This window comes from Pedobacter mendelii, from assembly GCF_014635725.1.
Classification (GTDB): Bacteria; Bacteroidota; Bacteroidia; order Sphingobacteriales; family Sphingobacteriaceae; genus Pedobacter; species Pedobacter mendelii.
The window spans coordinates 1-22205 of record NZ_BMDJ01000009.1; the positions used below are offsets into that span (position 1 = coordinate 1).

The window sequence follows — 22205 nt, forward strand, 5'->3', positions numbered from 1 at the left end:
TAATGAAAAGCTGCACTGAAGTACATCAAATTCTTTTGCGCCTAAATTTAATCGGGTTTTAAATGCCATGATAATTTTTTTTAATGTTGAAAGATGAATAATTGTGATTGGCGCATAGCGCTAAGTATTATGGTTTAGTTAAAGCACTGCGCTTTGAACCAAAACTTAAGCTTTAGGCCAATCGTTAAGGTGCTCTGCATTTCCTAATTTGAGCTTTCTGGCCGAAATTTGGAATTTAAGCGTCATCGGGTGGTCGCCAACAATGTTTATCCCTTCGGAATATTTAACAATGTAGCCATCCTCGAAATTAACTTCTTTCATTTTGGCATCTTCTTCTGTTTTCTTAATCAGAAGGGTTCCTGTAATGGGTTTGTACTGGTTATTCACCATCGCCTCGATAATTGAAGTGTCTTCAGTTGATTCGATCTCAATGTCGATGGTACCGCCGTAAACTCCGGAAGAAGGTCTTCCTTTAGCATCTACATCACGGTTTAACGCATAGGCGCAATGAAGTACATCGTACTCCTTGCCCGAAAAATTTAATCTAGCTTTGAAAGCCATAGTTTTAAAATTTAAAGGTTAATAATTGGATAGTTGTAGCCTTCGCTACAATACCACAACTACCAAATATCAAGCCAATTGTAGTCTATATTGCTCATAACTAACAGATAACAATGTGCAGAAATATCAAAAATAAATTTAAAAACTTGTTTAAAACATTGCAAACAAAGGATTATAAATAATTTCTTTTAAAAATTTGTTGAAAAAAAGCTATTGTTCCATTAGAAAACAGTTAAACTTCCTGTAGTTTTTAAGTACAATTTGTAGCTTTTTTATACTACATTCCTAAAAAGGGTTATTATTTTTAAAAATCTAAATTAGCTGAGCCCCAAATTTTTCCATTTTTGCCAGCCACTTTTGACTGTAGTGATTTTCTAAAGAATGTAATTCGCCAATCGTATTGGTAAGTACCGGACTTACACGACATTTCTCGAAAACTAATTTTTTGATGGAGAGATAGGTTGTTTTTTTATTTGCCTTCCATTCTTTAAAAGTAGTTTCATCTAAAATAGATACTATTCTTGCCGATCTGCCGCTAAAATTATTATTTACGTTTTGTTGCTGAGTAGTAAAAATCTGGTCTGGCATAAAAAGCCTATCAAAAAAGCCTTTAATTTTTGCTGGAATATGATCTACATACACAGGGCAAAAAAGCACAATATGATTACTCTGCCTAATCATTGTTAAGGCTTTTTGCAAATCAGGTTCCAACTCGGCAATTTGCCTGTTGTTGAATAATTTGTTCGAGTTGAAGATAAGGTCGATTATGGATATCTCCCGAACTATTGCTCCCGCACTTTCCGCACCTTTTTTATAGGCATTAATCAGGAAATTTGTAGATGCAGTTTTTTCAATATCTCCATTCAGAATAAGTACTTGCTTCATTTTTTTGATTAATCTGATCTGGTAGATGCGTTACAAAATTATAAAGAATTTGTTAAGTGTTATGCATATCCCAAAAAAAAACCCAACACTAAGGTTGGGTTTTTATTTTCAGTTATCAAATTATTGCTGATTATACTCTGTATTCCAGGTGGTATTTTCGTCTTCACCTTTATGCCCGTCTAATTTTACAACAAAACTTTTGGCTGGAAAGTATGGTGTAATGTGAATATCCAGATGGATTCTGTCTTTTTGAACTTCGTCTCTCTCAAAACGCATAATTTTAAATCTTTCAATTAAGCGGTCTGCACCCTGAATACCATCCAAAAATTTAACAATCTGGCCTCTAAGATCTTGTTCTGTTTTTGATGTCCAGTTTTCGAAGGCTCTTCTGTTTAAGAAATCGAATAATACTTTGGTAATATAATCGAAAACGCGAACTACAGAATAGGTTTGTAGCCCTATATTATCGCCATTGAATAGCGTTTTGGCTGAAAAGGCCATTACTTTTCCATATTCGTTTACCATAGGTACTAAACCTACTTTTTCTAAATGAGATATTTCGCTTTTCTTTAAATCGAATTTTACCCCATCTACTTCGTTTATAGCACCGTGTTTTTTACCAGCAGTAACTTGCGACATCAATGTGTAGTACATTTTACCGGCAAGTGCTGCCGATCCTGGAACCGTTAAATCATCTTCTTCTCCAACTTCGGCTACTTTTCCGCGGCCTACTAACCAGTTACAGGTCATGATTACGTTCGATCTAAATGCATCGCCACCAGTAAAGTTTGCGGCGGTAAACAGGTCAAGCACGTCATCCGGCTGATCAAGATCAGCAAAATCTGTTACCAGCATCGCTTTATTATTATGGGCTATTTTGCCCCATCTTTCCAAAACTTTATTAGAACCCATGTAACCAGGAACAACCATTAAAGAATAGTTTTTACGAAGATCTAAACGATCGTAGTTTTGTTTTAATTCATCATCAACGTATTCAATAAAACGCGGATTATCCAGATCTTTAATCTGATCCATTGAAGCATTTAAAAGCACTACGTTTTTAAGTTTATCAGATTCCGTATTTTTGTAGAATAAGTGTACAGATCTATAAGCTTGCTCTAGTTCGCGGCTGCTTTTAAGGGCAGTACCTATGTTCATTTTTAAGTTTTCTTCTGCAGCACTTAGTTTTTCGGTGCTTTTTTCAACCATTTCTGATACAGAATCTGATGACTGAAGAACATCTATCCAAAGCTGGATTTTCTTTTTCAGTTCTTCACGTTCTTTTTTCTTTTCATCGCCAGTTAAAAAGATTTGTTTACGAGCTTTTCTTTCAGGATTTAGATTTTGAAGGCCGTCTACGGTAGCTTCAAGCAAGTCGAAACCACCCACGCGAGCAAGTTTTTCCAAATTTTCTTTTAGCGATACTTGCTCAACAGTTTTTGTATCGGCCGGTTTAAACCCCGGCTGGCTTGTATTTTGATCTGATTTTAGTTCTTGAGGACTTGACATATTTTTAGGAAAATTAGATGGTAATTATTTATTTTGCTCAAGCTCATCGACAAAATTCTTCAATGCGCTTATAAATGCAGCTTTGGTTTCAGCGTCATCTAGCGTAGTTTTTAACGCTTTGTTTGACTTCAGCTGTTTAATCACATTAAGCGATAATTCTCTTTCTATGTTAACATTACTGAGGTAATTGCTCTGATTAATGATGTTTTTAACACTAAAATCGCCCATATCCTTAAAGTTTAAGGTTTCTAGCACATTTGAGCCATCCTCTTTTTCGAAGGCTACTTTTACATTTGGTTTATAATGTTCAAATACTTCTCCTACTGTTTTCAATCCCTCTACCTTTTCCGGTTTGATGGGATCATTGTCTGTAAGCTTTTGAACAAAAAGCGTTTTGTTGTGAGCAATTTCTGCGAAAGCTTCTGATGTGTCGATCTTCCTTTCGTTACCACCAATTTCATAATTAAACATAGTATGTAGTTTTAGGTTTATAGTAAAATTTATATAAGATTATAATAGTTAACATTTTAACTCAATTTTTGTTCCAATTTAACAATTTCTGGTTGAATGATCGTCCATTCCAGTTTTTCTGCATCAACTTGCTTAGTTACTTTAATTTTCGATCCTTTTTTTAGTTCACCAGAGATAATATATTTAGAAATAGGTCGGCGCAATAAATTTCGAATCACGGCAGACAATTGCCTTGCTCCATATTTTGGGGTGAAACCATCAAGAGCAATCATTTTCTTTGCATCTTCTTCAATTTCGAATTCGATTCCTAAGCGATTAAGAGAATCAACAAGACTTTTCAGCTGAATTTCAAATATGCGAACCACATTTCTTTCATCAATAGGAGCGAAAGGAACAATTTCTGAAATACGAGCCAAAAACTCTGGGCGGAAATGTCCTGCCATTACTTCCATAAGCTGATTGGATGCCGGAATAACTCCTTTGCCAATCTGTTCTGCAATCCACTCACTCCCAATATTAGAAGTAAAAAGAATCAGTGCATTGCTAAAATCACCCTCTTTACCAAGTCTATCATGCATATGTCCTTCATCCAGAATTTGTAGAAAGGTGTCAAAAACTGATGGATGTGCTTTTTCTATCTCATCAAAAAGTAAAACTGAATATGGCTGTTGCCTGATTTTGTTTACCAGCAGGCCACCTTCTTCATAACCAACATAGCCTGGAGGCGCACCATATAATAGGGCTGCACTATGCTCTTCCTTAAACTCAGACATATCAAAGCGGATCATCGCTCTTTCATCATTGAATAAAAATTCGGCAATAGATTTGGCTAATTCTGTTTTTCCTGTTCCGGTTGGTCCTAGAAGGAAAAAGGAGCCAATTGGCTGGCCTTTTTTATTGAGTCCGCTTCTCGATTCGAGAATAGCATCTGAAACAGCCTTTAAAGCCTGATCCTGACCAACTACCCGTTTTTTTAAATATTGCTCCATATTGAGCAATTTTTCCTTTTCTCCAGCTTGCAATTTTCCCATGGGGATGCCGGTTTTGTAAGCTACTATAGAAGCAATATCCTGTTTGGTAATGCGATCGCTTTTTTGTGAAGCATAATTTTTAAGCTCTTCTAGGCTTTTTTTGATATAAGCATCGTATTCCTCGCTTGTTTCAAAACTATCGGTCTGAGTTTCATCAGTTAAACGCCCAAGCAATACCGGGCTAAGTTTGTTTTGCAATAACGAAAACAGCCATTTATAATCGGCAAGTTGTTCAGTTGAATTAGTTTCATCGGCGGTTTGCAAAGTACCAAGCTCTGCCTGTAACCCTTCAATTACATTATCCGAAGTATCATTCATCATTTTCATTGCAGCCATTGTACGGTCAAGTAAATCGAAAGCAGAATCTGGCAGTCTGCGATCTTTCATATACCGTTTGGCCAGACGTACACATTCTCCAAGTGCATCGGGCTCAATAGTCAGTAGGTGATGCTCTTCGTATTTTACTGAAAGTTTCTGAAGCATCTTTATGGTACTCTCTTCGTTGGGTTCGTTAACCTGCAATACTTCGAACCTCCTGCTAAAAGCCTGTTCAGGGTCGATGATTTTCCTATACTCATCTATTGTAGTAGCACCGATAACGGTAATTTCACCTCTTGCCAGCTCGGGTTTTAGCAAATTGCCTATTCCGGCACCAATTGGCCCTTTGTTATCTAAAAGCGTATGGATTTCATCGATAAAAAGCACAGCCTTATCAAATTTTTTAATTTCTGCGATGATGTTTTTCAAGCGATCTTCGATCTCTCCCTTGTACGAGGCACCTGCAATAAGGGAGCCTAAATCGAGTTCGAAAAGCTGTACAGCCTTAAGACTGTCGGGTACATGCTGGTCTACAATATCCATGGCGAAACCATCAACTAAGGCTGTTTTTCCAACACCTGCATCACCAGTAAGAATAACATTAGGCTTAGTTCTGCGGCAGAGAATTTCCATCATCATCCTGGTTTCCTTATCTCGGCCAATTATGGCATCTGTTTTACCCTCCCTTACCATTTGCAGCCTATCTATACAATATTTATGCAGGGCATTACCTGTACTTTTTTGTGTTTGATCGGTAGGAGCAGCCTCTGGAGAGAGCGCTCTAGATATCTCCTCATCCTTAACATAAAGATCAAGGATTTCCCTTTCTTTAATCGGGAATGACTTTAGCTGATCGGGCTGAAAACCAATACCTGGTTTTGAAAGTGCTGTTAACACACATATAGGTGTAATGAGATCTAGGCCTAGCTTAATGCGGACATTATCGGCCTCCTCAAAAACAACAGCAATTTCTGGCGAACCTGCTATTGTTTCGCTAAAGCCCGAATTTTTTTCAAGCTCATCAATGCGCACTTCAGCCCATTCGCTAATATATTCTTCATCTTTGCCGATGGAAGTTAAAAAAGCCCGTAGGCCAACTTCCTTGTGCATGAGGCCTTTTAGCAAATGAGCTGGTGAAAATACTTTGTTCCGGTATTCTTTTGCAATCGACTGGGCAACATGCAGGGCTGTTTTTACCGATTCGCTTAAGTTTGTAATTGCCATAATACCCTAATTGGTTTTAGGCAGAACTGCCTGATTAAAATTATTTTCTGTGATGTAATAATATATTTTGCCGTTGGAAAGAAATTGTTGCTCAATCTGGGTTGAGCGTTTAATTTGCTGTACAGACTGGGTAAGTAATTTTATATAAGTTTCGAACTGCTCAAGTGGCATTTTTGAGTTGTCTTTCAAATCTTCTACCTTGTATTGCGATAAAAAATCATTATTAACCGGAAGCCCGGTAACTAGTTTGATATAGCTGGCCAAAGTCATTGCTTTCAGTTCACTTGTAGAGATTTTGATATCCAGCAGCTGCTTAGGCATTCTGGTGTAATTCTTTACCAGTTTACTTCTAAATGAAGATTGATCAGCCTGAAGATTTTCACCCAGCATTATTGAAAAAATATCTACAATTTGCTTGTATTCCATATTATTTAAAACGATTGCATATTGTAGGCTGGTACGATTATTTTTGACTAAATCTGTGTTAATCTCAGCCGCAGAATAATATTTAAAAGCATTATGCGGCATGTGGTCTGCAACTTCATTGCCAACAGGTTGTGGTAATAAAGCCTCCACCTGTGCAGATAAATTTTGTCTAGAAATACCTGTTAAACGGAAGGCACTATCTAAAGAACTTATTTGGGTAATAATATCCGTATTCGTTTCCTTTACAAAGCGGCGAAGTGCAATTGTCATGCTCTGATTAGTATTTACCGTTCCTTTTGTTGGGAAAACTACACCACCCTGTATTAAACTGTTTTTAGGATAATCAAGATAGTAAGAAATAGAATCCTGTAGGCTTGTGTTGTATGGCTGGAAACTTTTAAGACCTTCTCCTTTCACCATTGTGCTTTTTCTGTATTCTGCCGAGCGGATAGCTGATTCGGAAACCAGTTTACGAGATTGAATAACAAAGTTATTGAATGATTGGTTAAAGTCGCTATATACCTGCAAAGCTAAAATCCTCGAATCTGTTAAGGCAACCTGCTCACTAAGAGCATTAACCAGGCTATTTTCCATACCATCTATATTCCCAGTACTGCCTACTAAAATAATTAAGTTGGTTTCGTACTTTTTCCCTTTAAAAAGATTTAATCCAGATTTGAGTGCTTCAAAAACTGGCTGATCTGAAATCTCTCCATTACATTTTTCAGTATTTTTTGCTTGGTTGGAGAGAAAAGTCATCAGTTTACGATAATCATCCTGTATTGGGCTGGCGAAAAGACCAGGTACGGAGCATCCCGTATTTCCACGGTAAACGATGCCTCCATAACTTACTTTAGTGCCTTTGCCAAAATCGTTCATAATGTTTTCGAACGACGAGATGGTATTTGTCATTCCGGAAAAATATTTGGTCATAGCACTTCCGCCATCTACCACAAAAACTACATTGATTTTGTTTTTATTTTTTCTTAGTTGAATATAATCCTGATAAGAAAGTGCTGAACCATTTATTGTTAAAAGCTTATTGTCTTTTTTATTATAAACATCTTTTGCTAATCCAACTGAATAATTGCCATCATTTTCGGCTACCACAGGTAGGCTACGCAGAATGATATTATCGCGCTGCAACAGTGGATCTACAACGAAAGTTGAACCTGTACTTATTCCAGTTCCAACTGCTACAGTAGTAGAATCGTCAACATCATAGTTGCCTGGCTTTGCAGCGGTAATGTACAATCTATCGCCCCAACTGTGAATTGCATCAGCAGAAACCCACCCGTAAATGCTTTTTAAAGCAGTGTCCGCTACCAGCTGATCATCAGAACCGACAAGGTATTTTTTACCATCCTCGGATTTTTTATAGATGTAAGCAATTTCATTCAATCGTATTTTTGAACGACGATCTTTCAGCTCGGGTGTATTGTATACTAAGATAGAATCTGTCGTATCAAAATAAAACTTTGGTTCGGTCAAAGGGTTTTTTCCATTGATTATACCAATCGCTTTTTCTGCATAACCGTTTTTTTGATTGGAAAATGATCTTTGCCAAAGTAATAATTTAGACTTAGCAATCCAGCCGTAACTTATTGCACTTTTTTTATCTGTAATCTTTCTTCCCCTTATCATACCAGCTCGATATTTGATAAGCTTCAGGTAACCATTTTCTTCTTTTGATATGTAAAATGGCTCCATGAAATTGAGTTTTTTCATAATCAGACTTCCGCCGGGTGCTGTAGTTGTATAATTGTCGCTACGATCTGAAAACACGATCCACGGCAAACTGCTGCCGCTAGTTGATTCATTTACATTAATGCTTTCGGCAGGGCGAGCATATGCTTTGGGCATATATTTTACTTTTTTGCCAAAAGATGCTGGTGATTGTGCTTGGACAAAAGCGCTAACCAGTATTAAAATAGAGAGGAAATAATATTTTTTCATAAGAATATGTATGAGCTTTAACAGATTATTGAGTTTTTGCAGCAGCTTCGGTTGCAGGCTGAGCAGCACCTGAATGTTGTTTAATATTTAATAAACTGGCACACGATGAATTCGGTTTGATGGTGAGCTGGGCTTCATCTATCGCAATTTCACCGCCAAAAGTTAGTCCCATGCAATAGGAATAAATGTCGGTTTGCTTTTTCTTACCATTCATTTCTACATTTACACTAACCTTTTCGTTGTTGCACATATATTTATTTATCAGGTAATAATAATTGGAATTAAAATCGGCTCCATTGGCAATCGCCTGCAAACGTGCTCGGATATCATCAATGGTTTTTCGTTCGCCATCGCCTGGTGCAACAAGATCCTCAACAATTTCTGAATTTGGGTCGGTTACAAAAATAGTATGGTAAACTGGTCTGCGACTTTTATCTGTACGAAGCCTCACGATATATTTTCCAGGAGCCCTATATGTGTACAAAGCTGTTTTTCCTTTTACATCTACACGTCCGGTTTCACCAAACGACCACTCAAAGTCTTTGCCGTTACCGTCGCCTTCGAGTCTTACCTCCTCGTTAACCACCCCGGCCGTTGGTCCGCTTATGGTAAGAACACTGTCTACAATGTTACGTACTGTATCTCTTACATTTACCGGAAACTGCTCACGCAGTTCGCCATCAACAGTAAGGCGTACAATATATGCGCCCGGTTTGTTATAGTGATAGGATCCATTTTGTGTACTGGCTTTTTCGCCATTTCCAAATTCCCATATCCATTTTGATGATTTTGGCGTGTTATCAGTGTAAACCAAATCTTCGTTGAGGTATATTTCATCTTTAAGGATTCGTGCCGCGATAGCTCTTTTTTCAAAAAGAGAACTTTTAAAGAGAAAAATAAGGCCCGTTAAAAGCAGTACAGCCAAGAGGATGTATAAGATAACGTAGCCCTGCGAATTTGAACTGACTTGTTTTGTATTGTTATCAGACATAGGTAGCGTTTTTAAAAGGTTTTTTTTAAGGTTTTTTTATTTTGATGATAAAGTTTGCTGTAATTGTCGCCTGCTAATAACGCAGTCGTCTAAAGATTTTTTGAGCTGGTCTACATCTCTTAGGTTACCCTTTAACTCTTGCTTATCGTAAAATAAAATGTTGTAGAGCTGTGCTGTTTGAACAAATGTTTTATACCTTGAATCTGAAGCTTTTCTATCGTATGCGGCCTTAATGGATCCCAAAGAGTTAAGGATGTCGCTTTTTAAGAAAACAGCTTGAACATTTGGGTCGAATCGTACAATTTGTTTATAGGTTGTATCTATTGTTGGCATGGTTTCTTTAACCATATCTTCATAGGCTTCATCTTGTGCAATCTTTAATTCTAGTGCTTGTTTTGAAATTTCATAGCGAGAAGTAGAACTGTAAAAAATGCCGAAACTTAATAAGCCCAATGTGAAAATAAATAGGGCTGTAAAAAAAAGAAACTGCTCACGCCTTTCCTTTATGCTTAGTTTTATCATGGTTTAAGTTTTTAAGTTTAATAACGCCCTCCACGAATCTTTTTTACTGCAGATCGGTTCACCCTCAAACAATCATTTAATTGGTCGCGGTAACTTTCTATACTGTATCTGGAAGTAAAAAGCGAATCCTGAAGATTAGCCATTGCGCCTATGTTGTTGTTTAGTTTCTCATAAAGATCAAAGCTGAGACTAGCTTTGGGTTTTTTGTCAATAAGATCTTTTATCTTATAATTGGCTGATTGAATATCTTCAAGCAAAATACCTTGTTTGCTTAATTCATCAGAATTATAGCTGCGATACTTCGACAATTCTTTAAATCGCAATAATACGAGGTCGAAATTGGTGTTAATCTCTTTCCTTAAAAAGGATAATTTTTCTGTTTCTTTTACTTTTTTGTCCAACAATGCGTACTCATAATCAGACGCTACAAAAAACAAATAAATACAGGAGATAGAGAACAGCGTTAAAAAAACAAAGCTGAGAATAAAACGGGTATAAGATTTTCTAATCTCGAGGGCATTAATCGGTTTCATAGTTGGTTTTGGTTATTTTTTAAGAACTTATAATTAATTTGAATATTTCAAACCCTCTAAAATCACCTAAACCTTTTCAAATTAATCCTGTTCTATAACAATTCGTTTTATTTGTTGTTTGATTTATAAATCGAATTAATACTATATTTAACAAACTTTAAGCCAAAGTACTTATGTCTGATAATTTTTTACAAAAACCTTTTCGTTTTGGTTCGGTTTTTTCAGGTGCTGGTCTTCAGGCAACTGACTTGGGCAACTCCATTTCTAATCATATCGAACTGATTATTTTTACTCGATATGGCGAACATAGGCATAACAGTAACTTTGGATGCGAAATTTGGGAGCTTGATTTTGAATTAATCGTGAGTGAAAGCTTATGGGAAGAAAAATTCCGCCGCTCGCTACTTAAATCTATCAGTGCCTATGAGTCTAGGATAGATAGAGTAGACGTAGAAATACACATTACAGAAGTAGAAAATGTTTACCCCCTCAGAAGGATTACTGAAATAAAAAAAAAGGTAGACATCAGCGTACGAGGAATTATTAAAACAACAGGAGAAAAATATTTTTTTAATATTGCTCTATTCCTAAGTCCATTGTCTACTTAAAAATATAATGACCAAAATATTCTACACATGAAGCCAGTTTTTTATTCGTCTAAAGAAGAGATCCGTAACAGAATTTTAAAGAATGCAGAAGATTTTTGGAATATAAAAGATAACCAAGATTTCGATCCTTTGGTAAAACTGATTATTGAGGCATTAAGCAACGAACTGTTTAATGTAACTAACGATGTTAAAAACCTCGAAAACAGAATCTTTGATAAAATTAGCCGCATCCTTGCTCCTGAGCATTTGACATCAGCGCTACCTGCCCATGCCATTATGCATGCACGGCCGGTTGAGCATCAGGATATTATTTCGCCATTTACCCAGTTTGCTTTTAAGAAAGAGATTCAGCAAATTAATGAAAAAGAAAAGGCAAAAAAAACAGACATTATTTTTAGTCCGCTGCATCATGTAAAATTACAAAAAACAAAGATCAAGTATATTGCAACTGGTCACAGCCTATTCCTCATTGAGGATCTTCGCCGGCAGCCTCTGCTCAATACATCACCAGGTCATTCTTTCGAAAAAAACGTTTTTTACATTGGCTTCTCTGGTTTGGAAAACTGGATGGATTTCAATAGACTAAATATTTTTTTCGACTGGAAAAATTTTGCTGTACCTGAAAATGCTTATGATCTGCTTTCGCTTGGCAAGTGGTTTTATCAAAATAATGAAATTACTGCATATACAGAACGTTTTATGGAAGAGCCTGTTACCGGGAAAGACCAGGCACCTTTTTACCACAAACAGTTACTCAACTTAATACGCGAAGATGTAATGCAATATTACAGCAATCGTTTTATTACACTTGGCGATTTGAATGACTTTACCATTTCAGAAAATGAACAATTACCTGAAGATTTTAAAAGCATATTTCCTCCAGGCAGTTTAAATCAGATTGATGCTAAAGTAAAGTGGTTAAAAGTTGTTTTTCCTGCAGCCATCACCGCGGAAATGTTGCTTGAGTTACAGGTTTATATCAATGCTTTTCCGGTGGTTAACAAAAAACTTAATCAGGTAAAGCATCGGCTGAAAACCATGAGTAATGTAGTGCCAATTAAAACTGAAACGCTTGAGCAGATATTAGCTGTTGAGAGCCTGAATGATAATAAAGGAAAGAGTTATAATGAAATACCCTATACCAATGAGAACGAAAAGGGAGACGGATCTTTCTCTATACGATATGGAGGAACAGAAAGGTTTGATACGCGTAACGCTAAAGAACTGGTTGATTATCTTTTTGAACTTTTACGTGATGAAAAAGCCGCTTTTTCTGCGTATGGGCCTGATTTTTTAAATACAGCACTTAAAAACCTTGAACAGAATATTGCTTTAATTGAACAAAAAAGTCGTTCTGCTTTGAAAGCGGTTAAAGAATTACCAAGTTATATTGTAGTTAAACCAATTGATGACGCAGATATTGTTTTTCTTGATATTTGGGTAACTCAAGCAGAGGAGGCCAATAACATTCATGCCGGCAGTAAACTAATATTATACGATAATAGCCGTATCCAGGCTGAAAGTGTATTTCTTTTGAGTCAGAGCAAGGGAGGCCGTTCTAAACTAAATGCCACTAATCGAGTTCAGGCCTATAAATACGGCCTAACCACAGCCGATAGGATTATCACTAAAGCTGATATAATTAATTTCTGCCGATACGAACTAGGGGACAAGGTGCAGGGTATTATACTAACCAATGGAATTATAATGGATCATAAACCGAATTCAGGCTTTATACGTACAACTGATATTATGATAGAACCTGCAGACCGACTTAAATTAAACAAGCAGGATTGGGATGAGTTACTTGATTTAACGCTATCTAAGCTAAAATTGCGGAGTAAAATGAATGTACATTATAGAATATTTTTGAAATCTTCAAATCAAGTTCGTATTTAACAGAAAAGTTCGATTTTAATATTTGTTCTTTTTTATCGACTCAAAAACTCAATATCATGAAATTGGTTTTACAAATATACGGTATATCCGAGAAATGCACTTTCTCCATCTGGGCTCAATATACTTTCCTGATAATCTTTTGCTGTAATCAATTCCACTTCAATTTCAGCATCAAAGGGCATTAAGTAACTTATCGCCATATCCAGTATAATTCTATTTTGCTGCCCAGGAATAAATTTAATCAAATCCTGAGGGGTTACCGGGCCTATGTTAATGTTAAACATTTCCTGTTCGGGTAAAAACCGATCGCCAATAATGGTATCAATTCCTAGGGCACTTTTGCCCAGTTGCATTTGCAGCTCGTTCGCTATAGGAAGTGGTTTCAAAGCTGCGGCATTATCTACTACTGTTATGGGTAGGTTAAATAATGCTGTAAGTACTTTTGATACGAATACAATGTCTCTCCTTTTTTGCTGAATCTCGGGTAATAGATGCATCCAGATGATGCTTTGTTCTTTATTAAGCAGGCTAAATTCATCCCAACCCATTTCAAAAATCTGATTGAATTCGGTATAGGTAGTTTTTTTATCGAGTCTATTTTCATATAACTCTGTCATGATGCGAACATGGTTCAGTTCTACATCAAAAGGACTAAAAAAAAGCCTTGCTTGTTTTTCTTCTTCTCTACGTTCGCGGATGTCTTTAATCATCCCTTCTTCATTCATTCCTGAACTACCTCTTGGTGGTTTATGGAAAAGGCCTTCAGGTAAAATATCATACAAACCTTCTCTATTGGTGTTTATCAGAATTCGGTTCTGCCTTCTTCGTTCGGAATAATAAGTTGTAGTACTTTCAATATCTTTAGCGAATGCTCTTTTTTCTGCTCCAATAGGAATAATTTCTATCTGGTCTGCTTCTGTTATTTTGCGTTCGATAAGATCGGCTGCATAAGCAATTGCTTTATAGTCAGTAAACAACTCGTTATTTATCAATTTTCTTTTTTCCATTAAACTTTAAGCACGTTTATTTGTTGAAGATTAAATGTTATTTTTGAAAAAATAATGGTCATAATCAAATAATAAAGATACTATATTTGTAATACATCATACCGATTTTTTTTTGCATGGACGTTCAATCATTTTTTATTCGTTTTCTTTTATTCCCGCTGGTTTTTTTGGTCTCCGCGGCAATACTTTCAATTGTTAATAAAAAGAACCAGTTCCTCAATAACAAAAAACTTATCGTAAGTGTTCTAATAGTTGGTATCATTTTGGCAATTCCGGGTTTTCTTGGTTTTCTAGATTTCAATTTTATGCCTTGGGGCTATATCATTTGCTGTATCTTCTACGTATCTATGGGTATTATCTTCGTCTATTTACTTACGAAATACCATGCAGAAGCCTTGCTTGAGCGTAAGGTTTTTATCTTCTTTGCCACTTTGATATCATCGATTTTATCAGTTTATTTATATCAACTGGCCTTTAACTGGTTAAGTAATATCAATTTTGGCTGGCTGGGTGCCGGCAGTATTGCCTGGTTCTTTGTGCCACTCATATTTTGGTGGGCCTATGTTGCTTTGTTAAGTATCCCTTCAGAAATTTATAAAATTTGGCAATATCCAGATACTCCGCTAGACATCAATATGGATCATGTTGATTTCAACCGATTATTAGTATTAGAGTTAGAACTTTATAAAAAAAGTACAGACCCGGAACCCCTGAAAGTAAAAGTAAAGGCGGTAGAAAACATGAATTTCGGATTATGGTTTCATAAGTTTATAGATGACTATAACCTTAAGTTTGCCAACAGTCCTGTAGCCTTTCGTGCCAATGATCAAGAAGGGTATAAATGGATTTTCTTTATAAAAACCTCATTTTTTAAACGTAATATTTTTATTGATCCTGACCTGGATATAATCGAAAATGGAATTTCTGAAAAGATGACGATTTATGCCAAACGCGTATCCGAAAATGTTAACCGTCCACATGAAGTGGGCGAAAGTGCTATCTTTATCTAAATCTACACTAAAAAAATAGTCTAATGATCAAGCCTTTAAGATATAAATCTATAAACTGGATCAATGGAATGAAGCTTTCCAGTGATCATTTCACCCTAAGCGATCTGTATATTCAAGATTTCGTACGTGATGCAGTATCTATTAATCTAAACAATAGCAACTACGGATTTTTACCTCCATTTGTTGGTTATAAAAGTTCACACGACATAGAGATCGTAGAAAAGGCAACCAATCATCTTGAAATTCGTATTAAGTATTGTAATGCAGTTACGCCTGAGGGTTGCCATATCGATATTCCGCAAAGTGATAATATGGATTCGCTAATACATAACCATTATTTTGGTCAGAGTGAACCTCGAAATTATGTGATTCTGCTTGTGGTAAGCCCATTTAACCGTGTTCCATCCGGAACGCCGGACCCTGAAGAAAATCCAATTAGATACCCTGAACTTACTAAATCTTATTCTATCGCCGTATTGCCGGAGAGCGAAATGAGTACGCAAGCACCAGATAGTTATTTTTTAACAATAGGACAGGTATACTATGAAAACGGCAGGCTTACGGTAAATAGGGATTACATTCCACCGAGTGCTACAGTAACCAGCCATCCGGCTTTAATTAGATATTACGAATCATTTAGCCTATTGTTAAACGATATGCAACTTGCTTGTTTTAAAATTATCGATAAAACTGGCGGTCGTGATAACATTACACCCCTGGGTAAGAATATACGCCTTATTTCGGAAAAAATCGTTGATTTTATTGCGGGTATTTTTTATGAATATCGAAATATTGCCCACCGCGAATCGCCTGTAGTACTGGCCGGTTATTTTTCTAGCTTAGCACATGTATTTTTTACTGCTATAAAACTCGTAGATACCCGCGAACGAGAGGAACTTTTAAAGTATTTTTACGAGTGGAAAGATGTAACACCTGGCAACTTCGAAGAGCTTCTTGCAAAAACAATTGAGCTGGTTTATGAACACAGGCAGATAAACAATAGCATGGTTACTGCAAACGAATTTATGAGTGTTATGGTTGCTTTATGGAATAAATTGAGCGGTTTAGAATACATTGGACAACGTAAAGAAAACATTGTAGTAGCTGAACAACAGATTGTGCAACAGGTGCAGGCACGTAAAAGCTGGACACTTCTGGATTAATTAAGATTTATAAGACAGCAACGTTTAAAAAGATAATTGTTAAACACAAGGGTGTTTAAACGCCTTTGGTATTAGCAACATAAAAGCAAAGTGTAGGAAATATTTAAACGGATTAAAGTACAGTAGTATTAAATCTTTAAAAATTTATATTGCTAAGTATTCGTTAACAATACTTGGAAATTATAATAGCTTATAGCGAAAAATATTATTCTTGCTATAAGCTATTAAATAATTATTACTTGCTTAGATTTTACTGCATTAGTTACAACCCAAATGATGCCGATGCACTTAAAATGCTTCCACTGGAAGTGCCTTCTCCTTTTAATTCCCCATCTACAAAAATCTGTGCTTTTAAGGTAGAGTTAGCATTGGCACCTGTTGCACTGGCTGCTACATTTAAAGAAGCTGTACCTGCCGGAACGGTAATTTCTTGGCTGCTCCAAGTGGTGCCGCTAATATTTGTTGCCGTTGTAATTTGCGAGTCGTAGCCATAAACAACGGCACTGATGCTGCTACCAGCAGATGCTTCAAGCTTAAATATTACCTTGTGCGAAGTTTTTGATGATGTTTCGCCTTCATCTTTTTTGCACGACATTAAGCCAGCAAAAAGCATTAATGCGAAAAAAGAAACTACAATTGTTTTAATTTTAATGTTTTTCATAATTAGATTTTATAAATAGAATTACAAATAAACACAAGAATGTTTTGCTTAACAATGCCCATAAAGCACCATTTTTTTATACCTGTTTTCAGGTACAAGATTTATTGTTTTGTGCAAAAAAATAATTTTAAGAAAATGTGGAGCTAAGAATATTTAGAGATGGTTACATAAAGTATCAAATAAAAAAGGAAGATAATTTTTTGGGCTTTTTAAATCCCTCTATTTTTTACCACCGCTACTGTTACCATCAATTGCCCAACATGGCGCATGGTATGTTCAGCGGCATGGAAAAGTAATCCAATAACTGTAGATGGAAGACCTGCACGACCAACGCCTCTAAAATCTGATAAGGTAGATTCATCAGTTACTTTAAGTTGTTGCAGTGCCAAATCTACCTGTTCACTGAAACGGTTTACCAAATCTTCAGCTTTATATCCACTTGCGGAATCTTTGCCTTCTTCAGCTAGTTGTTCAAACTGAAAATCAGATAGTTTTTCGGCTTTGGCATAAGTAAATACACGATCTAAAACACCACTCAAGTGTTGAAGATGAAAACCGGTTGAAGCCATTCCAGCGGGGCGTAACCAAAGTAGTTCTATGGGGAATTCAAACATATATTCATTAATTTCCTCACGAGCCTGTGATAGTGCGTGTGCTATTGGCTGCAAAACAGCAATAAATTCAGGTAGTGGACCTCGTTGCCAAACTTCTAACTTTTGCGACATTCTATCTTCAAATTTTGTTTTAAAGATATGTATTAACAGATAAAAAAATGAAGGTTCAAAAGGATTGTTTCTACCCAAAAATCAAGGTTATTGATAGCACCAAACCTAGCCACGCAACTAGGCAAGCAACATACGCAGGTTTTATCATCGTTTTGCTTTTCTTGCCACCAAATACAGAGGTTAATCCAAATAAGAATTCTAAAGCCAAATCTATCATAACTATATTTGTTGTTAAGATACTAAAAATGAACAATTTGTTACAACAATATATGAATATTGTCTCATTCCATCCCATACTTTGTCCTAACCTAACCGATATTAATTAAGTGGTATCAATTATATTTGTTTATCAGCTTTAACAATTAAATGCTTTTATAATGAACAAATTATTTCACCAAATAACTATTTTTATGTTAGTAGAATCGCTTTTATTTATATGGTCTACACCGGCAAATGCCCAGCAATATAATGATATGGAAACACATAAAATAGCAGCTTATGCACCTATAAATGGAATTAAAATGTTTTATGAGGTTTATGGTGATGGTGAAATTCCTCTAATTTTAATTCACGGCGGTGGTTCGACTATCGAAACGTCTTTCGGGAATTTGATACCCTTACTTGCGGATTACGGGAAAATAATAGCAGTGGAACTTCAGGCACACGGAAGAACAAGCGATAGAGATGCCCCTGAAACTTTTGAACAAGATGCAGATGATGTTGCAGCATTAATTAAATACCTCAAAATAGAAAAAGCGAATATTTTAGGATTTAGTAATGGGGGCACAACCACCCTGCGAATTGCAATAAGACATCCCGAGATCGTTAATAAAATTGTGGCAATTTCTGCAGCTTACAAAAGAGATGGTTTGATTTCTGGTTTCTTCGAAGAGATGCAACATGCATCGCTGGATAATATGCCTGAGCCCTTAAAAAAAGCTTACTTGAAGGTTAATCCAAATCAAAATGGTTTGAAAACTATGTTCGAGAAAGATAAAAACCGGATGATTAATTTCAAGGATTATTCAAACGAAAGCATCAAATCAATCAAAGCTAAAACTTTATTTATTGTTGCTAATAAAGATGTTATCACAGTTGAGCATACCGTAAAGATGTCGCAATTAATTCCAAATGCACAATTAACCGTTCTACCGGGAATTCATGGCTCATGCATCGGCGAAGTTTGTACGGCCGTTAAAGGAAGCAAAATGCCTGAAGCAACATCCATATTAATTAAAGAGTTTTTAAAGGAATAACTGAGAATTCTCAAAAAGATAAAGGCATCAATTCGAATCGAACGATGCCTTTTACTAATTCCGGGACATTATTATTATTGAATTTTAACCAATTTTACTAAATAGCCATTGCTTCGGTTATTGGGATCGTGTATTACGGTTGCATCTATTAAAACCTGGGCTGCATACTGGGAATCTGTTTGAAACTTTGAACGTAAAGCCAAAACATCTTCCAGTTGCTTTTTAACAGCATCGTTCTCTGGTCTCAGAATATAACTACCATAATAAAAAATCTGATTTTCTAATCGAACAGCAATTGTTGTAGAGAAGATGCTACTGGTTTTTAGTGAAATGTTAAAGGACTCGGTTCCTGTGTAAACTGCTTTACTGATAACTTTTACAAATTTATACCATCTACTGGGGCCATCCTGAGGAGGTACTTCGGGTATATAAACTTCAGCTTTTACTTTATAAGTATTTCCTAATTCCCTTTCATCGAATCCCTCTAAATAAGTTGTAATAAGTGTTTTTTTGGGCAATGTGTAAATCATTTGTCCGCCTGAATCAGCATAATGATCAACGAATAATTCTATAACTTGTCCATTTTCAGAATCTTTTTTGCATCCGAAAGATAATATCATCAGCAATAACAAAGGGAGATAGCGCATAATATAATTGTTAGGTGGTTTATAAATGTTAAACGATGCCACATTTAAAAACGCTACTCTAAAATTAGTTATTTATTAAAGTAATTCTGTCGAAATTAAATTTCTTCGTTATTAAAAAGTTACGCAGTCAGGTAATTGTTAGTCATGCTTTAAAATTATATTTGCTAAGCAACAGAATTGTGTCCTCCACATTACTGAATGCGCTTCTTAGAACCAAACTAAAACTATTCCACATGATTAAAAAATTTTACGCTTTAGCCGTGCTTGTGCCCTTATTTGCCTGCGAACCACTGCATGCACAAACTGCACCTGCAGGCGGACGAACGCAGTCGACAGTTCCCGCAACCAGTATTTCTGCTTTTACAAAAGACTTTAAGAAGCAGGAGGGTTATTTTAATTTTTATTACGATGAAAAAACAGGAAAAGTCTTTTTAGAAATTTCTCAGTTTGATAAAGATTTTCTGTATTTCAGTTCGCTAACAGATGGCGCAGGTAGAAATGCAGAACGTGGTGGTGCTGCTGCAAATGTTGCCCGTTTTATAAAAGTTGGGCCGAAAGTCTTTTTAATGGAACCAAATTTTGCCTATCGTGCGGGCAATGGTAATCCTGATGAAGTTAAAACTGTTGAAGGCTCCTTTGCAAAATCTATAATTTGGGGTTTTGCGCCAGTAGCGATAGAAGGTGGCAAGGCTTTAATAGATCTTACGCCGTTTATTATTCGCGATAGCCAGAATATTGGTGCAACAATTGGCGCTCCCGCGTCATCTGGAGGCGCAGGCGGAAGAGGGGCAGCAACAGGAGGAGGAACTTATCGTGTAGATGAAAGCCGTTCTGCAGTTTATTTGCAAAATACTAAAAACTTCCCGAAAAACACGGAGTTTGAAGCCATGCTTACTTTTACTGGCGGTGCGCCAAGTGGTCGGGGCAATATAGCGCCAGATGCCAATGCGGTTACCGTTAGGATGCATCAGTCTTTTGTTGAATTGCCCGATGATAATTTCAAACAGCGCAAATTCGATCCTCGTTCAAGCTATCAGTTATTTAGTTATACCGATTTTTCTGCGCCAATGTCTGAACCTTTGGTTAAGCGCTTTACACGCAGGCATCGATTAGAAAAAAAAGATCCAAATGCCAAAATTGGCGAAGCGGTTAAACCTATTGTTTATTACATTGATAGGGGTGCGCCTGCTCCAATTAAGAAGGCATTAATAGAAGGTGGTGCATTTTGGAATGAAGCTTTCGAAGCTGCGGGTTATAAAAATGCTTTTCAGGTAAAAGAATTGCCTGAAGGTGCCGATCCAATGGATATTCGCTATAATGTTGTTAACTGGATTACCCGTGCGGGAAGTCCGCGGGCATTTTCTTATGGCTCATCTTATAGCGACCCAAGAACTGGCGAAATTATTAAAGGCGTAGTAACCTTAGGTTCCGATCGCCATCGCCAGGATTATTTAATTGCCGAAGGTTTATTGCAGCCTTATACAGATGGAAAACCTATTAGTAAAGTGATGGAGGAAATGGCTATTTCTCGGATAAGACAACTATCAGCTCATGAAATTGGCCATACATTAGGCTTAAACCATAACTTTGCGGCAAGTCCGAAAGAACGTGCTTCTGTAATGGATTATCCATTTCCACGAATTAAGCAGAAAGCTGATGGCAGCATAGATCTTTCTGATGCTTATGCAAAAGGTATAGGTAGCTGGGATAAAAGAGCCATTATGTGGGGTTACAGCGATTTCCCGAAAGGGGCTGATGAAAATGCCGAATTGGATAAGATCATGAATGAAACTTTAAAGCAAGGTTTTCAATACATTCCTGATATCGGCGGCTATACGCATCCAAATGCAAATCAGTGGGAAGATGGTGAAAATACGATAACAGAACTGAATCGGTTGATGAAAATCCGCAGGCAGGTTTTGGATAATTTCTCGGAAAAAGCAATCGTTAAAGATGCGCCAATGGCGACTATCGAAGAAGTTTTGGTGCCGATTTATTTGCTGCATCGCTATGAGATTGAAGCTGTGGCCAAAAATATCGGCGGACTATATTTCACCCATGCCGTTAAAAATGATGGTCAGAAGCCAACTAAAATGGTTGAGCCTGCACAACAATGGGCTGCGTTTGATGCTTTAATGGCAACAGTGAGTCCTGAAGCTTTAGCTTTACCCGAAAGTTTAATTCAAAAAATACCACCTCGTCCATCAGGTTATCCTGCCTCAGCAGAAACGTTTAGTGGTTACACCGGGCCAACTTTCGACCCAATTGCAACTGCCGAAGCTGCTGCGAACGAAACCATTTCTTCCTTGCTAAATCCTGAACGTGCCTCGCGTTTGGTAGAATATAATTCACGCGATTCGGAGCAGCCTGGTTTAATGGCGGTAATAGAAAAACTGCTTGCAAAAACCTGGAAAGCAGAATCTGTATTAGGTTATAAAGGGCAATTGCAGGTAATGGTAAATAACCTTACTTTAAAATATTTATTGCAACTTGCGGCAAATTCTCGTTCAGGAGAAAATGTTAGAGGCGAGGCTTTACTTGAGATTTCTGAATTAAAATCGTGGATGATTGGGAAATTGAGTGGCGCTGCTCCAAAACAAAAAGCAAATATTTTATATGGCTTATCTCAAATAAAAGAATTCGAAGAATCGCCTTCAAAATTCCAGCCTGAACCTGCACAGGTAATGCCCCCGGGTGCACCAATTGGTATGGGTGGAATGGATTTTATAGATGACTGGAAGTAAGAAATTAATTTAAAAATTAAAGCATCAATCAGAAATGGTTGATGCTTTTTTATGCCCA

At 36.6% G+C, this 22205-nt stretch carries 19 protein-coding genes; 6 read left to right on the forward strand and 13 right to left on the reverse strand.

Annotation, left to right across the window (positions count from 1 at the left end; translation table 11 throughout):
• Positions 1–165: 165 nt before the first annotated feature.
• From tssD to IEV50_RS14485, 9 genes are all read right to left on the reverse strand, one after another.
• Positions 166–561 carry a type VI secretion system tube protein TssD gene (tssD, locus tag IEV50_RS14445; RefSeq protein WP_025141859.1) on the reverse strand — a complete coding sequence of 132 codons (396 nt, stop codon included), beginning with the start codon at positions 559–561 and terminating at the stop codon, positions 166–168.
• 312 nt (positions 562–873) lie between these two features.
• Positions 874–1446 (reverse strand): NAD(P)H-dependent oxidoreductase, encoded by a 573-nt coding sequence (locus tag IEV50_RS14450; protein ID WP_188415631.1) that lies wholly within the window; start codon positions 1444–1446, stop codon positions 874–876.
• Between the two features lie 120 nt (positions 1447–1566).
• Positions 1567–2955 carry a DUF5458 family protein gene (locus tag IEV50_RS14455; protein WP_188415634.1) on the reverse strand — a complete coding sequence of 463 codons (1389 nt, stop codon included), beginning with the start codon at positions 2953–2955 and terminating at the stop codon, positions 1567–1569.
• Positions 2956–2979: 24 nt separating this feature from the next.
• Positions 2980–3426: a hypothetical protein gene (locus IEV50_RS14460; protein WP_188415636.1), complete on the reverse strand. Its 447-nt coding sequence runs from the start codon at positions 3424–3426 to the stop codon at positions 2980–2982.
• Between the two features lie 56 nt (positions 3427–3482).
• Positions 3483–5999 carry an ATP-dependent Clp protease ATP-binding subunit gene (locus tag IEV50_RS14465; protein WP_188415639.1) on the reverse strand — a complete coding sequence of 839 codons (2517 nt, stop codon included), beginning with the start codon at positions 5997–5999 and terminating at the stop codon, positions 3483–3485.
• A gap of 6 nt (positions 6000–6005) precedes the next feature.
• The gene (tssR, locus tag IEV50_RS14470) at positions 6006–8381 is read right to left on the reverse strand and encodes a type VI secretion system protein TssR domain-containing protein (protein ID WP_188415641.1); all 2376 of its coding nucleotides are present in this window, start codon (positions 8379–8381) and stop codon (positions 6006–6008) included.
• Between the two features lie 25 nt (positions 8382–8406).
• Positions 8407–9372, reverse strand: a complete 966-nt coding sequence (locus tag IEV50_RS14475; protein WP_188415643.1) for a PKD domain-containing protein — start codon at positions 9370–9372, stop codon at positions 8407–8409.
• A 36-nt stretch (positions 9373–9408) separates the two neighbouring features.
• Positions 9409–9894 (reverse strand): type VI secretion system transmembrane protein TssO, encoded by a 486-nt coding sequence (locus IEV50_RS14480; RefSeq protein WP_188415645.1) that lies wholly within the window; start codon positions 9892–9894, stop codon positions 9409–9411.
• Positions 9895–9911: 17 nt separating this feature from the next.
• The gene (locus tag IEV50_RS14485) at positions 9912–10427 is read right to left on the reverse strand and encodes a hypothetical protein (protein WP_188415646.1); all 516 of its coding nucleotides are present in this window, start codon (positions 10425–10427) and stop codon (positions 9912–9914) included.
• A 173-nt stretch (positions 10428–10600) separates the two neighbouring features.
• On the opposite strand from IEV50_RS14485, the gene IEV50_RS14490 reads away from it, so the two are divergent.
• Positions 10601–11035: a GPW/gp25 family protein gene (locus IEV50_RS14490; protein ID WP_188415648.1), complete on the forward strand. Its 435-nt coding sequence runs from the start codon at positions 10601–10603 to the stop codon at positions 11033–11035.
• Between the two features lie 27 nt (positions 11036–11062).
• On the forward strand, positions 11063–12934 hold the full coding sequence (locus IEV50_RS14495; RefSeq protein ID WP_188415656.1) for a type VI secretion system baseplate subunit TssF: 1872 nt from the start codon (positions 11063–11065) through the stop codon (positions 12932–12934).
• A gap of 68 nt (positions 12935–13002) precedes the next feature.
• Here the strand turns inward: IEV50_RS14495 and IEV50_RS14500 are convergent, their stop codons facing one another.
• Positions 13003–13941, reverse strand: a complete 939-nt coding sequence (locus IEV50_RS14500; protein WP_188415663.1) for a type VI secretion system baseplate subunit TssG — start codon at positions 13939–13941, stop codon at positions 13003–13005.
• A gap of 116 nt (positions 13942–14057) precedes the next feature.
• On the opposite strand from IEV50_RS14500, the gene IEV50_RS14505 reads away from it, so the two are divergent.
• Both IEV50_RS14505 and IEV50_RS14510 read left to right on the forward strand, forming a co-directional pair.
• Complete coding sequence (locus IEV50_RS14505) at positions 14058–14951, forward strand: TssN family type VI secretion system protein (protein ID WP_188415665.1); 894 nt, start codon at positions 14058–14060, stop codon at positions 14949–14951.
• A gap of 23 nt (positions 14952–14974) precedes the next feature.
• Positions 14975–16114 carry a hypothetical protein gene (locus IEV50_RS14510; protein WP_188415667.1) on the forward strand — a complete coding sequence of 380 codons (1140 nt, stop codon included), beginning with the start codon at positions 14975–14977 and terminating at the stop codon, positions 16112–16114.
• Positions 16115–16376: 262 nt separating this feature from the next.
• Here the strand turns inward: IEV50_RS14510 and IEV50_RS14515 are convergent, their stop codons facing one another.
• Both IEV50_RS14515 and IEV50_RS14520 read right to left on the reverse strand, forming a co-directional pair.
• Positions 16377–16775, reverse strand: coding sequence for a hypothetical protein (locus IEV50_RS14515; protein ID WP_188415669.1), 399 nt, complete (start codon positions 16773–16775; stop codon positions 16377–16379).
• Between the two features lie 209 nt (positions 16776–16984).
• Entirely contained in the window at positions 16985–17500 is a 516-nt protein-coding gene (locus IEV50_RS14520; RefSeq protein ID WP_188415671.1) for a DinB family protein, read from the reverse strand.
• 377 nt (positions 17501–17877) lie between these two features.
• On the opposite strand from IEV50_RS14520, the gene IEV50_RS14525 reads away from it, so the two are divergent.
• Positions 17878–18756 (forward strand): alpha/beta fold hydrolase, encoded by an 879-nt coding sequence (locus IEV50_RS14525; RefSeq protein ID WP_229746747.1) that lies wholly within the window; start codon positions 17878–17880, stop codon positions 18754–18756.
• 74 nt (positions 18757–18830) lie between these two features.
• On the opposite strand, the gene IEV50_RS14530 is transcribed toward IEV50_RS14525, so the two are convergent.
• A complete protein-coding gene (locus tag IEV50_RS14530; RefSeq protein ID WP_188415673.1) occupies positions 18831–19403 on the reverse strand; it encodes a hypothetical protein in 573 nt (190 codons plus the stop codon).
• 233 nt (positions 19404–19636) lie between these two features.
• Here IEV50_RS14530 and IEV50_RS14535 point away from each other — a divergent pair, with 233 nt between their 5' ends.
• Complete coding sequence (locus tag IEV50_RS14535) at positions 19637–22147, forward strand: zinc-dependent metalloprotease (protein WP_188415675.1); 2511 nt, start codon at positions 19637–19639, stop codon at positions 22145–22147.
• Positions 22148–22205: the final 58 nt, after the last annotated feature.

What these genes read in the sequence shown, in the direction of transcription:
- tssD (WP_025141859.1), bottom strand. Translation starts at nt 561, where the DNA reads ATGGCTTTCAAAGCTAGATTAAATTTTTCGGGCAAGGAGTACGATGTA.
- IEV50_RS14450 (WP_188415631.1), bottom strand. Translation starts at nt 1,446, where the DNA reads ATGAAGCAAGTACTTATTCTGAATGGAGATATTGAAAAAACTGCATCT.
- IEV50_RS14455 (WP_188415634.1), bottom strand. Translation starts at nt 2,955, where the DNA reads ATGTCAAGTCCTCAAGAACTAAAATCAGATCAAAATACAAGCCAGCCG.
- IEV50_RS14460 (WP_188415636.1), bottom strand. Translation starts at nt 3,426, where the DNA reads ATGTTTAATTATGAAATTGGTGGTAACGAAAGGAAGATCGACACATCA.
- IEV50_RS14465 (WP_188415639.1), bottom strand. Translation starts at nt 5,999, where the DNA reads ATGGCAATTACAAACTTAAGCGAATCGGTAAAAACAGCCCTGCATGTT.
- tssR (WP_188415641.1), bottom strand. Translation starts at nt 8,381, where the DNA reads ATGAAAAAATATTATTTCCTCTCTATTTTAATACTGGTTAGCGCTTTT.
- IEV50_RS14475 (WP_188415643.1), bottom strand. Translation starts at nt 9,372, where the DNA reads ATGTCTGATAACAATACAAAACAAGTCAGTTCAAATTCGCAGGGCTAC.
- IEV50_RS14480 (WP_188415645.1), bottom strand. Translation starts at nt 9,894, where the DNA reads ATGATAAAACTAAGCATAAAGGAAAGGCGTGAGCAGTTTCTTTTTTTT.
- IEV50_RS14485 (WP_188415646.1), bottom strand. Translation starts at nt 10,427, where the DNA reads ATGAAACCGATTAATGCCCTCGAGATTAGAAAATCTTATACCCGTTTT.
- IEV50_RS14490 (WP_188415648.1), top strand. Translation starts at nt 10,601, where the DNA reads ATGTCTGATAATTTTTTACAAAAACCTTTTCGTTTTGGTTCGGTTTTT.
- IEV50_RS14495 (WP_188415656.1), top strand. Translation starts at nt 11,063, where the DNA reads ATGAAGCCAGTTTTTTATTCGTCTAAAGAAGAGATCCGTAACAGAATT.
- IEV50_RS14500 (WP_188415663.1), bottom strand. Translation starts at nt 13,941, where the DNA reads ATGGAAAAAAGAAAATTGATAAATAACGAGTTGTTTACTGACTATAAA.
- IEV50_RS14505 (WP_188415665.1), top strand. Translation starts at nt 14,058, where the DNA reads ATGGACGTTCAATCATTTTTTATTCGTTTTCTTTTATTCCCGCTGGTT.
- IEV50_RS14510 (WP_188415667.1), top strand. Translation starts at nt 14,975, where the DNA reads ATGATCAAGCCTTTAAGATATAAATCTATAAACTGGATCAATGGAATG.
- IEV50_RS14515 (WP_188415669.1), bottom strand. Translation starts at nt 16,775, where the DNA reads ATGAAAAACATTAAAATTAAAACAATTGTAGTTTCTTTTTTCGCATTA.
- IEV50_RS14520 (WP_188415671.1), bottom strand. Translation starts at nt 17,500, where the DNA reads ATGTCGCAAAAGTTAGAAGTTTGGCAACGAGGTCCACTACCTGAATTT.
- IEV50_RS14525 (WP_229746747.1), top strand. Translation starts at nt 17,878, where the DNA reads ATGAACAAATTATTTCACCAAATAACTATTTTTATGTTAGTAGAATCG.
- IEV50_RS14530 (WP_188415673.1), bottom strand. Translation starts at nt 19,403, where the DNA reads ATGCGCTATCTCCCTTTGTTATTGCTGATGATATTATCTTTCGGATGC.
- IEV50_RS14535 (WP_188415675.1), top strand. Translation starts at nt 19,637, where the DNA reads ATGATTAAAAAATTTTACGCTTTAGCCGTGCTTGTGCCCTTATTTGCC.